The sequence below is a fragment of the Kluyvera georgiana ATCC 51603 genome (genome assembly GCF_001654985.1).
GTDB classification, from domain to species: Bacteria; Pseudomonadota; Gammaproteobacteria; order Enterobacterales; family Enterobacteriaceae; genus Kluyvera; species Kluyvera georgiana.
In genome coordinates this window covers 66,709-79,289 of the sequence record NZ_LXEU01000049.1, presented here as the reverse complement: position 1 = coordinate 79,289, position 12,581 = coordinate 66,709, and the positions used below count along the sequence as shown (strand labels likewise).

10 protein-coding genes are annotated in these 12,581 nt (G+C 59.3%); 7 read left to right on the top strand and 3 right to left on the bottom strand.

Going from position 1 to position 12,581, the window contains the following annotated elements; genetic code table 11:
- Window positions 1-6: 6 nt before the first annotated feature.
- The 7 genes from M989_RS12130 to M989_RS12100 all read left to right on the top strand — a co-directional run bounded on the left by M989_RS12130 (window position 7) and on the right by M989_RS12100 (window position 5,842).
- On the top strand, window positions 7-1,371 hold the full coding sequence (locus M989_RS12130; protein ID WP_064545599.1) for a 3-carboxy-cis,cis-muconate cycloisomerase: 1,365 nt from the start codon (window positions 7-9) through the stop codon (window positions 1,369-1,371).
- Window positions 1,349-2,113 (top strand): 3-oxoadipate enol-lactonase, encoded by a 765-nt coding sequence (pcaD, locus tag M989_RS12125; protein ID WP_064545597.1) that lies wholly within the window; start codon window positions 1,349-1,351, stop codon window positions 2,111-2,113. The genes M989_RS12130 and pcaD overlap by 23 nt, the downstream gene beginning before the upstream one ends.
- Window positions 2,103-2,495, top strand: coding sequence for a 4-carboxymuconolactone decarboxylase (gene pcaC, locus M989_RS12120; RefSeq protein WP_064545595.1), 393 nt, complete (start codon window positions 2,103-2,105; stop codon window positions 2,493-2,495). Before pcaD ends, pcaC begins: the two co-directional genes overlap by 11 nt.
- Before the next feature lie 87 nt (window positions 2,496-2,582).
- On the top strand, window positions 2,583-2,948 hold the full coding sequence (locus M989_RS12115) for a RidA family protein (RefSeq protein WP_064545594.1): 366 nt from the start codon (window positions 2,583-2,585) through the stop codon (window positions 2,946-2,948).
- Complete coding sequence (locus tag M989_RS12110; RefSeq protein ID WP_064545592.1) at window positions 2,945-3,601, top strand: helix-turn-helix transcriptional regulator; 657 nt, start codon at window positions 2,945-2,947, stop codon at window positions 3,599-3,601. Before M989_RS12115 ends, M989_RS12110 begins: the two co-directional genes overlap by 4 nt.
- Window positions 3,591-4,400: a PhzF family phenazine biosynthesis protein gene (locus M989_RS12105; RefSeq protein WP_064545590.1), complete on the top strand. Its 810-nt coding sequence runs from the start codon at window positions 3,591-3,593 to the stop codon at window positions 4,398-4,400. Before M989_RS12110 ends, M989_RS12105 begins: the two co-directional genes overlap by 11 nt.
- 191 nt (window positions 4,401-4,591) lie before the next feature.
- Window positions 4,592-5,842 (top strand): putative acyl-CoA thioester hydrolase, encoded by a 1,251-nt coding sequence (locus M989_RS12100; RefSeq protein WP_064545588.1) that lies wholly within the window; start codon window positions 4,592-4,594, stop codon window positions 5,840-5,842.
- Window positions 5,843-5,914: 72 nt separating this feature from the next.
- On the opposite strand, the gene M989_RS12095 is transcribed toward M989_RS12100, so the two are convergent.
- From M989_RS12095 to M989_RS12085, 3 genes are all read right to left on the bottom strand, one after another.
- The gene (locus M989_RS12095) at window positions 5,915-7,348 is read right to left on the bottom strand and encodes an aldehyde dehydrogenase (RefSeq protein ID WP_064545586.1); all 1,434 of its coding nucleotides are present in this window, start codon (window positions 7,346-7,348) and stop codon (window positions 5,915-5,917) included.
- Between the two features lie 131 nt (window positions 7,349-7,479).
- Entirely contained in the window at window positions 7,480-9,603 is a 2,124-nt protein-coding gene (locus tag M989_RS12090) for a virulence factor SrfC family protein (RefSeq protein ID WP_064545584.1), read from the bottom strand.
- The gene (locus M989_RS12085) at window positions 9,600-12,581 is read right to left on the bottom strand and encodes a virulence factor SrfB (protein WP_064545582.1); all 2,982 of its coding nucleotides are present in this window, start codon (window positions 12,579-12,581) and stop codon (window positions 9,600-9,602) included. The genes M989_RS12090 and M989_RS12085 overlap by 4 nt, the downstream gene beginning before the upstream one ends.

The following is a 12,581-nucleotide window of genomic DNA, read 5'->3' as shown; positions in this document are numbered from 1 at the left end:
GCTGGAATGAGTTTGTTGACCCCGCTATTGCGTACCCAGGCGCTGACGGATTTTTTCAGCGACCAGCAAACGGTGCAGGGGATGCTGGATTTCGAGGCGGCGCTCGCGACCGCACAGGCGCAGTGTCGGGTGATACCCGATGCTGCGGTTGCGCCGATCGTCGCAGCCTGTCAGGCGCAGTCTCTGGATTTACCCGTGCTGGCGAGGGCGGCCGCCGATGCCGGTAATCTGGCGATTCCGCTGGTTAAACAACTGACGCAGCGCGTGAAAGCGCACGATCCTGAAGCCGCGCGCTACGTCCACTGGGGGGCGACCAGCCAGGACGCCATTGATACCGGGCTGATTTTACAGCTGCGCAAGGCGCTTGATGAGACGCAAGTCCGCCTTCGACGCCTCACCCAGGTGCTGGCTGAACAAATTAATCGGCATCAGCACACGCTGATGCCGGGCCGCACCTGGATGCAGCACGCGCTGCCCATCACCTTTGGTCTGAAGCTGGCCGGTACGCTCGACGCGCTATTGCGCTGGCAAGAGCGACTGGATGAACTGCGCCCGCGGGTGCTGGCGCTACAGTTTGGCGGCGCAGCGGGGACGCTGGCCTCGCTGAAAGATAAGGGGCCAGAGGTCGCAGAACGGCTGGCCGACACGCTCAATCTCTCGCTTCCTGACACCCCCTGGCACAGCCAGCGTGACCGCATCATTGAAGTGGCGGGCTGGTTTGCCGGGCTCTGCGGTACCTTGGGTAAATTTGCCAATGATTTCGCACTGCTGATGCAAACCGAAGTGGCGGAGGTGAGCGAACCTATTACCGAAGGCCGGGGCGGATCGTCCGCCATGCCGCATAAGCGTAATCCGGTCAGCTGTGCGGCCATTCTCGCCGCCGTACAGCGTATCCCTGGGCTGATGGCGACGCTGTACGGCGCGCAAATTCAGCAGCATGAGCGCGCGCTAGGTGGCTGGCAGGCCGAGTGGGAAACGCTGCCAGAATTGGTGATGTTGGCTGGCGGCGTGCTGGAAAACAGTGAATTTCTGCTGCGCGGTATGCAGGTCAATGAGGCGAAAATGCGCGCCAATCTGGATATCACCCATGGTCTGATTATGGCCGAATCCGTTACTCAGGCGCTGGCGGCCTTTATTGGCAAAGCCGACGCTCATCATCAGGTAGAAAAAATCTGTCATCGGGCCATTGCGCTGGATTGCCCGTTACAAGCGCTGCTGGAAAAAGATCCGCTGGTAAGCCAGCATTTTTCTTCCGCGCAACTCACGCAACTGCTGGACCCAGCGACCGCACTCGGCAGTACCGACCACTTTGTGCGCCAGGTTGTGGCGCGCTATCAGGAGCAGGGAAATGAATATCCATTATTGCCTTGAAGGACCAGAAACGGCACCGGTACTGGTGCTCTCCAACTCGCTAGGTACGACTCACGCTATGTGGGATGCGCAGATGCCCGCGCTGACCGAACATTTCCGCGTGCTGCGTTACGATACCCACGGGCACGGACAAACGACAAAACGCGGGAAGGTGACGTTGTCACAACTCGGTGAAGACGTGATTACACTGCTCGATCATCTGAATATCCCGCGCGCTTTCTTCTGCGGTATTTCGATGGGGGGCTTGACCGGTCTCTGGCTCGCTCGCTTCGCGCCGGAACGCTTTACTGCCGTTGCGGTGGCGAATACGGCGGCGAAGATCGGCGAGCAGGCCAACTGGCTGTCGCGTGCGCGCACCGTGCGAACCGAAGGCATGGGCGTGGTGGCGGCCGGGTCGGCGGATCGTTGGTTTACCCCTCAGTTTCGTCAACATCAGCCCGCGGTGGTTGAGCAGCTGTGCCATCAACTGGCAACTTCCGATGCGGAAGGTTACGCCGAATGCTGCGAAGCGTTGGCGGCGGCCGATTTACGAGGTGAAGTCGCGGCTATCAACGTACCGTTGCTGATTATTGCCGGTGAGCACGACCCGGTGACCACGGTGGCCGATGCCGATTATTTACATCAGCAAATTAACGGTTCTTTCCAGGTGGATTTAGCCGCGTCGCATTTATCAAACGTCGAAGCCAGCGAAGAGTTTACCGCGGCGTTGATCGCATTTTTACGGAGGGACGATGGAATATAATCAACGTTATCAGCAGGGTATGGCGGTGCGCCGGAAGGTGCTTGGTGATGCCCACGTTGACCGGACGCTGCAAAAACTCACGCCGCTGAACGAAGAGTTTCAGGATTTCATTACCCGTTACGCCTGGGGGGAAACCTGGACCCGTCCGGGGCTGGACCACCATACCCGCAGTATGATCACTATCGCCATGCTGATTGCGCTCAATCGCGAAGCGGAACTGAAAATGCATCTGCGCGCGGCGTTCAACAACGGCGTGACCCGCGACGAGCTGAAAGAGCTGATCATGCATTCGGCGCTGTATTGCGGTCTGCCGGCGGCAAATGCCACGATGCATCTGGCACAGCAGGTTTTTGATGAAATGGATGCGCCGCAATCACGATAATTTCAACTTGTGTTGAAATTTATAACTTTGTTGAATTCATGAAAAGACGGTGCTATCGTTATCTCTCCTTAACCGCAGGAGTTGACGATGGCACTTGTCCGCTATCCCACGAGTAAACCTTTTCCTTTTTCCGACGCCGTTGCGGCGAACGGATTTCTCTTTCTGTCTGGTCAGGTCTCAATGAGCCCGGACGGACAGCCGCTGTACGGTACCATCACCGAGCAGGTTAATCGTATTATGCGTTCGGTCAGCGAGACGCTGGCGCGCGGCGACGCGCAATTGAGCGATGTGGTTCGGGCACAGGTCTGGTTAAGCGATATGGCGCACTTTGCCGAGTTCAATCAGGCCTGGCGTCCGTGGTTCCCCGAGGGGTTCCCCAGCCGTAGCGTGACCACCAGCAGTCTGGCATTCAATCTCGACGTGGAAATTGAATTTCAGGCGGTGCTGCCATGATCGCGGAACGGGATACCCTCATCGCCACCCTCAGCGCCTCGCTGGCGGCGTTGAAAGCCACGTTACCGGCGAATACCGAAGTGGTACTGCACGATTTAACCCAGCCGCAATCGTCGGTCGTCGGTATTGTTAACGGTCACGTCAGCGGGCGACAGGTGGGCGATGGTCTGCTGAGTGGGCCGGAGGAAGATGATGGTTTTCTGGGACTTATCGACGAGACGCAGCCGCCATCCTCCACGCGACTGTTCAGCGGTTACACCTCGTATGCGCGCGGCGGTAAACCGTTAAGCAGCGCGTCGACGCTGTACTACGATGCCAACGGAAAGGCGGTGGCGGCATTTTGCGTCAACGTCGACATGGAGCCGGTGATGCGTTTTCGCCGTGAACTGGATTATCTGGTCTCCGGCATCTCGGCAGCGCAGCCAGCGGAAAATCCGGCCACCCCGTTACCCTCGCAATCTCTGGCGGAGGTTCTTGCACGTTTCCAGGCCACCCCTGAGGAAAACCCAAAAGCGTTTCGACTGCGGGTGGTCAGCGAACTGCATTCGATGGGAATTTTCAAGATTAAGGGCAGCGTCAACGAAGTCGCCAGCGCGCTCGGCGTGACGCGTTACACCATCTACAACTACCTGGATAAGCTCAATGAACAATAATCTCCCGGCTACGCTTCCTTTTTATCAGGTTGATGCCTTCACCGCTAAACCTTTCGGCGGTAACCCGGCGGCGGTGATGCCGCTGAATCAATGGCCAGACGACAGCGTGTTACAAGCGATTGCCGCCGAAAATAACCTGTCAGAAACCGCCTTTTTTGTTCCCCTCGATGACGGCTTTCATCTGCGCTGGTTTACGCCAGCGGTCGAAGTCGATCTCTGCGGCCATGCTACGCTCGCCGCGTCCTGGGTTCTGTTTAACGTCCTCAACTATCCGCAAGAGACGCTGCGTTTCACCACTCGTAGCGGCTTGCTGACCGTCAAGCGGCAGGGCGATGAGTTGTGCATGGATTTTCCGACGAAAATGCTCCAGCCGATTGACGAACCGCAGGGATTGCTGGCCGCGCTTGGCATCACTACCGGCGTAGAAGGATTCTGGCAATCCGATGACATTGTGGTGCTGGTGAAGGATAAAGCGATCGTAGAAGGGTTAGCGCCCGATTTTAACCTGCTGTCGGCGTTTAAGACTCGTGGGGTGATCGTCACGGCACCGGATGAGGGCGAGTTTGACTTTGTGTCACGCTGGTTTGGCCCGCAGGTTGGGGTGAATGAAGATCCGGTGACCGGTTCGGCACATACCTGGCTCGCACCGTTCTGGGCCAAACGCTGCGGTAAAAATACCCTTCATGCGCAGCAGGGCGGCGCGCGTAAAGGCACGCTGCGCTGCGTGTTGGGCACTGATGGCCGCGTTTCGCTGTATGGGCAAGCGAAGCTGATGATTGAGGGGACGTTCCGTCTATAAAATCAATGAGCAATAAATCGACCATTGAGCGACGGGTCGTTCAGCTAGCCGTCGTGTGCACGCTGGCGCTATATGGCCTGCTGATCTGGCTTTCCTGATATCGTAAAGCGTGATCGCGCAGGGTTAAAATAAAATAGCGTTCCATTATTATCGGTTCTCAGTTTCTATTTAACGTTGTTAATGGAGAACCGATGTCAAGAATACCTTATCTGGGCATGTCGACGCTGCTCTGTATGCCATTGGTGCTACAGGGCTGCGCCGCGCCTTCGTCAACAGGAACGGCGACAAGACCGCTGCTGACGGTGCAGGAAGCCGCACCGTATACCACCGAAAACTATTTTGCGCAGGGCGGTCTGTTCAGCCAACCACAGGGGGCATGGCAGCCGTCGTCCATTGCCTTAACACACGTTGAGACGCCATGGCGCGTCGCGCCAAAAGGCGCGCCTTACACTCGCGTCCAGCAGGCCGTTGACGCCGCACTGGCGCAGCATAAAGGGAATGAGCGTCTCTACATTCGTCTTGAGCCTGGCGTCTACACCGGCACGGTGTACATCCCGGACGATGCGCCGCCAATCACTCTTTTTGGCGCGGGAAAAGCGCCTGTGGATGTGCGTATTGAACTGGCGCTGGACTCGCAGTTTAGCCCAGCGAAATATCGCCAGACGGTCAATGCCGACCACTACCCGCCGAGCTCCCCGGCGTATTACCAGTATGCGCTGTGTGCGGGGAAAACCACGGCCACGATCGGCACCAATTGCGCCGCGGTATTCTGGTCGCAAAGTCACGATCTCCAGCTGGTCAATTTAACCATTGCCAATAGCCTGCTCGACACGGTTGACGGCGGCACCCACCAGGGGGTCGCCCTGCGAACCGACGGCGACCGCATTCATCTGCAGAACGTCCGCCTGCTAGGACGCCAGGACACGCTGTATCTCAACGTCAGCAATCGGCGCAATGATGCGCTGACCGATCGCATTAATCGGGTTTACGTACAGGATAGCTACATTGAAGGCGATGTTGACTATGTCTTCGGTCGCGCTAACGCGGTGTTTGACGGCGTGCATTTCCATACCGTCTCCAGCCGCAAATCGCCGGAAGCCTATGTGCTGGCACCGAATACGCTCCCGGATAATCCTTATGGTTTCCTGGTCAAAAACAGCCGTTTTAGCACAGATGAGGGCTACAAAGGTACCTTGAAAGCCAAACTGGGCCGCGCATGGGATCAGGGGGCAGGGAAAACGGGTTATTTGCCGGGCAAGACCGCTAATGGACAGGTGCTGATTGTCAACAGCACGATTGATAGCGGCTATGACAGTCTGTCACCATGGGGCGCGGCGGCCACCACGGCAAGGCCGTATAAGGGGAGCGCGGAGCCTTCACGTCAGTTGAACGATGTGAACACTAACCGTCTTTGGGAGTGGAACACGCGCTGGGAAAAATAAGCCTCCGTGGCTGCGGAAAAGAGCCGGATACAGCGTTAACGCTTTATCCGGCCTGATTCGCGGCATGAAGGTTTAAAACGGCAGCGTTCTAGGCTGCGTCTGCATCGTCACCCAGCGTAGCTCGGTAAATTCATGAATTCCCGCACGACCGCCAAAGCGCCCATACCCGGAATCTTTGGTGCCACCGAAGGGCATTTGCGCCTCGTCGTGCACCGTGGGGCCATTGATATGGCAGATTCCGGTCTGCAGATTTTGCGCCACGTTCCACGCGCGGGCGGTATCGCGGCTGTACACCGCCGACGACAGGCCGTAGGCGCTGTCGTTAGCGATGCGCACCGCTTCCTGCTCGTCACGGGCGCGGATCACGGCTTTCACCGGGCCAAATGACTCTTCGTTCCAGATACGCATCGCGGGCGTCACGTCGTCGAGTAGCGTGGCCGACATCTGCGTTGTGTTGGCCTTGCCGCCGGTTAACAGCGTCGCACCTTTGGCCAACGCATCGTCAATCAATGCATTGCAGCGATCCACGGTTTTCATATCGACCACCGAACCTGGCAACCCGTCCGGTAGCGCGTTGACTCGCTTAACCAGCGCGGCGATAAACGCTTCGGCAATGCGGTCCTCAACGATAATACGTTCGGTGGACATGCAAATTTGCCCGGCATTGGCGAAGGCTCCGAAGGTCGCGCCCGCGGCGGCCTGGTGAATATCGGCATCGTCCAGTACCAGCAACGGTGCTTTACCCCCCAGCTCCAGCACCACCGGTTTAAGATGCTTCGCGCAGGTTTGGGCGATAATCCGACCCACCGGCGTGGAGCCGGTGAAGTTCACGCGCCTGATGCCCGGATGGGCAATCAGCGATTCGACAAATTGTGGTGCATCCTGCGGCGCGCAGGTCAGATAGTTGACGACGCCAGCGGGGAACCCCGCAGCGGCCAGCGCGTCGATAATCAACCCCTGGGTGGCCGGAGAAAGCTCAGAACCTTTGAGGATTACCGTATTGCCGCAGGCGAGCGGGGTGGCAATGGCGCGAACCGCCAGGATGATGGGGGCGTTCCACGGCGCCATTCCCAGCACCACGCCAGCCCCCTGACGCGTCGCCATCGCCAGATTGCCCGCAATATTCGAGGGGATCACCTGGCCCTCAATCTGCGTGGTTAGCGCTGCCGCTTCACGCAGGATCTCCGCGCCGAGGTGGACGTTAAACTCGGCCCAGTGCGCCGTCGCACCGGTTTCAGCATTCATGGCGGCAATGAACTGCTCGCGGCGTTGTTCAAGCCGTTCTGCCGCGGCAAGCAGCAGTCGGCGTCGCTCTCCGGGTGACGTATCACGCCAGGCCGGAAAGGCGGCGGAGGCGGCATCGGCGGCGTGCGCGGCATCAACCAGGCCAGCCGCCGGAGCGGTACTGGCTATAACGTCATTCACGGGATTCAGGCGTGTAAAGGTCGCATTGCCTTGCGCGGCGCACGCTTCGCCGTTAATAAACAGAGTACAGGTGATTGTCATGGAAACCTCTTATCGACTCGGGTAACGCTCTGAGTGTAGAGAGGTGCAAGCGTGCTGAATATCCAGAGTCCGGATTTCGCACGCTTTTTTTCAGCTTTTGAAAGCGGTTCACATCCGTGTGCCGCCGAGGGTTACGTCAGTAGCGTACGCAGCTCACGCTGCTGATTGTCGCTAAGCTGGAGGAGGTTCACCGCCTCGCCCGATTCGGTACAGCGGGCATACAGCGCGACCAGCCAGTCGTACACGTAGCGGGTGGCGGCATGTACCGGCTGTTCGCCGAGCTGAGTCAGGCGTGCGCTGGAGGTTGCGACGTCGTGGGCGAAAACCGCGCTCCCTTTAGCAATACGGCTGGCAGGGCGCTGGTTGACGGGCTGTTCAGCATAGCCCAGCCAATGAATAAAGTTACCGATGATCGCCCGCAGTTGCGCCGCGCCGGCCTGCTGTTCAGCGCTGGCCTGACGGAGCTGCTGCGCTAGCCCTTGTCGCTGGCTGGCGCGCATCAGCGCCAGCACCAGCTGTTGTTGAGTCGCGGAAGTGAGCAGCGGATGCGGCTGGCGACTCCACTGGCGCAAATGTTTACACCACAGGGCGTAAACCTGTGACCCTCGATCCTGATTTGACGGCGTATGTTGACTGACCGTTTCCGGTGCGGCGAACAGGTCGACGGCCTCATTAAACAACCCGCTGGCCTTTTCTTCACGCTGCTGCTGAACCTGACACAGCGCCTCGAACGCGGGCAGGGCGGGAAGCAAGCTCTCCAGCAGCTCGCCGTGACGCGAAGCATGTGTTTGCAGTTCGCGAATCATCGCTTCTGCCTGTGTCGCATCCTGGCCTGCTGAATCAAGCAGCGGTTGGCACAAGCTGAATAACTGCTGCTGAAGCGTGTTCGCCATGGCGGTAAAACGGCGCTGGCGCAGTTCGGGCTGCGTGGCTTGCGACAGCCATTCAATCAGCCGTTGCAGGCTGCTGTGATCCAGCGCTTGCAGCGTTCCCCAATGCTGGCCTGGCTTGCCAACCAATTGTTGAATCGCCTCATCAAAGTGACGCTTATGCACGAAACGATCGTCTTCCGGCGTAATTGCCCACACCAGCCCCGGCAGCTTGTTCTCCTGCGTGGGTTGGGTGTCGTTTACCCAGCGCAGCAGCGCTTTGGCGGTGGACGGAATCGCGGCGCGCTGGGCGGTGGCGTTACAGACCAGCAGGATATCCGGCTGCCGATGCTGGCGATAGTTTTCCAATAGCCAGCGACATTTACTGGCCCACAGCGGGGTGTCAGAAGTGAGCGACGGCACGGGAATATCAATAATATCCACATTGTCGAGCACGCCTTGTTCCGCGTTCAGCACCAGTTCAACGGTCAGCAGCGCCAGCGTGGCAACCGGTATGCTGACCGCGTTCTGATAACCGTCGTCGGTGAGCGGATGAACCAGTACCGCATCATCGCTCTCCCCACCCGGCGTCAGGAACGCGTCCATCGGCAGGGTAAAAGCATCCACCAATAGACTCAGCGGCGCCATCACTTCCCGGCGGTTGCCCGCCTGATGCAGGGTATGTGCTAACGTTAACCATTGCTGAGTGAGTTCCTGTTGTTCCCCCCACAGCAGCGACCACGCGCGTGCACGCGCGGTGAGATCCAACGACGGCAGGAGATGCGCGAACTGGAACCACAGATCGTCATCGATCGTCTGGTATGAGGTCGGCAGGGTATCGCGCCAGAAACGGGCAATCGTCGCCACTTCCGATGCCGTCAGGCCCGGCACCTGCTGCGGCTGGCGCAGGCTCTGCCAAGCGCGCAGGCGGGAGGCGATAAGGTGGCTATCCGGTGGACGAATATCGCCGCGCTGCCAGGCATGGGCGATAAACAGCTGTACCAGTTCGGCTTCACCGATCAGCACCAGCCGCAGCGGGAAGGCGTCGTCCGGCGTGGGCTGCTCGCGGCTAAAGCGAACCGCCATTTGCGTGAGGCTGTGACCGGGATTGATATGGCTGAAGTAGTCCAGCGTTTTACTGCCGGTTTGCACCGTCAGACGGCCATCGCCGTTGCCGCACAGGGTGCGCAGCAGGTGGCCTTTAGAGGCCTGCGAGTGGCCAAACAGCGCGATGCTGGCGGGCTGGGCGCCAGCCTCCTGACGCGCTTTCTGCTGGGCATCGAGTGCCCGCAGTCGAATCAGCAGCGCGTTGGCGTCATCATCCAGTAACGGATGCTCCTGGCGGGCGGCAGCGAGCCAGTCGATTACTGCGGCTATTGTAGTCATTTGAGGAATACGCTCCCGCTGTCGATCCAGTAGTGGCTGCCGCTGTGGCGTCGGTCAGCCAGAGTATTGAGTTTCAGGGTCAGGGCATCCGGCGAAACCGGCGTGCCGTCCTGAAGCCAGGCATCGCTCAACACAAACGACTGCGGCGCTTCGTGTCGGCTACCGCCTTCAAGCTTCAGGCGAACCTGCAGCACGCCGTCTCCGGCGATGGCTTTCGCCAGTTCTGGCGAGTTGATGCTCAACGTATACAGCGGCGTCGCGGGCCAGCGGGTGTTCGCCAGTTGGCGGAAGCCGAGGGTAACATTGCCGCGCAGCGGGAAATGCAGGCGGGCGTCAAGCCTGGCGCCGGGTTTGTCGAGATCGAGATCGTGGTACCAGATATTTTCATCGCGCAGGGTGTTGACGGTTTTATCCAGTACGCCCAGATAGCGCACGGTGGAGTACGCGCCAATATCGGCGGCTTTAAAATTAAAGTGCGGCAGGCGCAGATCCAGCGCCAGACTGCACAGCATGGCTCCCACGGCGGCGGTGGATTTCGGGTTGCCGATACGTCCCTGTTGGCTGAACGGATACCATTCATGGACATGATATTTATCCAGCCAGACCATCCGGTTGACCGGCACCGGTTGAAGGTAGCGAATCAGCGCCTGTATGCCCGGCAGACAGCCGGGACGCCCGGTAATCAGCAGCACGTCGCAGGCATAGTGTGAGATTGCCTCGCAGAGCGCGTGCAGCGGACCGGCGAGGGTAAACTCACCGGCCAGCATGGCCTCCTGCAATTGGCTGAAGGTCACTTCCAGCGGGACCGCCAGCAGGTCGAACGGCGCGCTACCGGCAGGCAAGGCGTGCTCCACGGCCTGGCCGACATAGTTCATCACGTTGCGAGTTGGCGTTTGGCTCAGCAATTCTCCGAAGGTGGCGTGCAGCCCGGCGAGCGGATCCTGCACGTCGCTTTGTTCCCACGCCGCCAGAATGGCGTGGCCGATGGGCATAAAGAGCTGCAGCGTGGTTTGCTGGCGCAGCACTGCCTGCGTATCCAGCCTGCCGGAGTCGCCAAACAGCGTGGCCATCAGCGCTTGTGCGTCAGCGACGCCGGATTTTTGCAGCTGGGTTTGCAGCGCGGGCAGCACGCAGCGCTGGATAATATCCAGCAGGACATCATCCCCGGCGATTTTAAACCCTTCGCGGAACAGCAGCTGTGGGGTGATTTTGACATTGCCGCCAATACCGTCGTCCAGCTGATACTGGGCGATGGCCATATCTGTCGTGCCGCCGCCGAGATCGAGCGAGGCGACGCGTAGCGCACGGCCCTGCGCCATGCCAGGCTCCGGCTGGCGGTCCGGCCGCGCCATCGCGGCGAACAGCGCCTCCGTCTGCCCGGAGAAATGGGAAATCGCTTCATTGTAGAGCCACACCAGCTGGCCGCAGCTGGCTTCATCCCACTCCATATGAATTTTCGGGATGGGCACGATGCTTTTTTCCTGCACGCGGACATGGGCAAAATCATCGTCCTGCGGATGCCACCCCATGGCTTTCCACACCAACGCGATAGCTTCAAACATCCGGCGACGGAAAATTTCGCGTTCCTGCTTCGGCATGGCCGACGGTAGCGTGAGGATCAGCGTACGCAGCTGACGCGGTGAGGCGGGGAAGCCCAGACGAAGACGCGTGGCGACGCTGTTAATCTGCCCCAGCGCCTGTGCCAGCAGTTCGCACAGCATATGGGTCATCAGGGTGCTGCGGCTGTACTGCGGCGAGAAGACCGGCATCCGTTCGTCCGGCGGCAGGGTAAACAGCGGCTGGCCTTCGTCGTTCATCAGGTTCATCAGCGGGAAGGCGGTGGCCAGCGGTTCGCGCTGGGTCTTGCCATTCATCTGACTAAATCGCCAGTCCTGCACGGTGGGCGTTTCATCCCACAGATAGCGGCGGGGGCTGGAAATACCGCTGTAACCTTCCGTACCTAAACGCTGCATCGCCAGCTTACGGGCTTCATCCCCTACGCGCACCAGCGATGGCCAGATAAACGCATCTTCGCGGCCGCTTTCCACGGAGAAATGCTGCTTGCCGAAGCGCGATTCCGAGAACTCGACGCGGCTGGTGAACAGCGGTTCATTCAGGTATTGCGGTTCGCTTAATGAGCGCACCTGAAGCTCGGCGGTTTGACGTAAACCGTCGTTAGCGTCGCCGTGATCTTCGATGATGACGCCACAGGTGTGGGTATTGCCAACGTCGAGGATCAAATCTACCGGGATGGCCGGAGTGCTCAGCGTGGCGGTGACGATTTTAATTTCCGGTACCGCTAACTGTTCTCCCAGCAGCGCCAGAATATTCAGCCAGTGGCCTTGATATTCAAAGCTGCGCAGCGCCTGCGCCACATCGCGTTCGCTACGGGCCTCGTGGGCGGCAACGGTTTGCTGGAAAACTTCACGCAGCCAGCCGTCAATCCATGTTTGATCGAGGAAGTCGCTGATTTCATTGTCGCGCCACGCCAGCGCAAAGCGCGTACCGTTGAGCAGATCGCTGGCGACGGGTGACAGGCCGTTGACGTCATCGTCGCTAATCTGGCTATCAAATGCCAACGTCACGCGGTGCGTATTGCCCGCGTTATCCGGCTCAGCAAGGCGACGAATCTGCACCCGTGCCCAGTTGTCCGGCCCTTCAACGAAGGTGCGCGGCGGGTTAAACCGCAGGAACGGCAGCGGCAGCCAGATGCCGTCTAACAGCGTAAGTGAATGATGCAGCGCCAGGGTCGATTCCGGCTTCACCACCTCGGGCGCACGCCCAGCCTCACCGGGCAGCGTATAACGCTGATTGACCACGTCATAGTTCAGACGTAGCAGCGGGCCGTTGGCGGTTTTTCGCACAAAACGGCCGTTTTGCAGCGACTCCTGCGGGCTGAGACCGAAATCGAGAAACTGCACGCCGCTGTTGGCAATCAGCGTGACGCTCTGTTTGTAATCGCAAAGAGTGACCAGCAT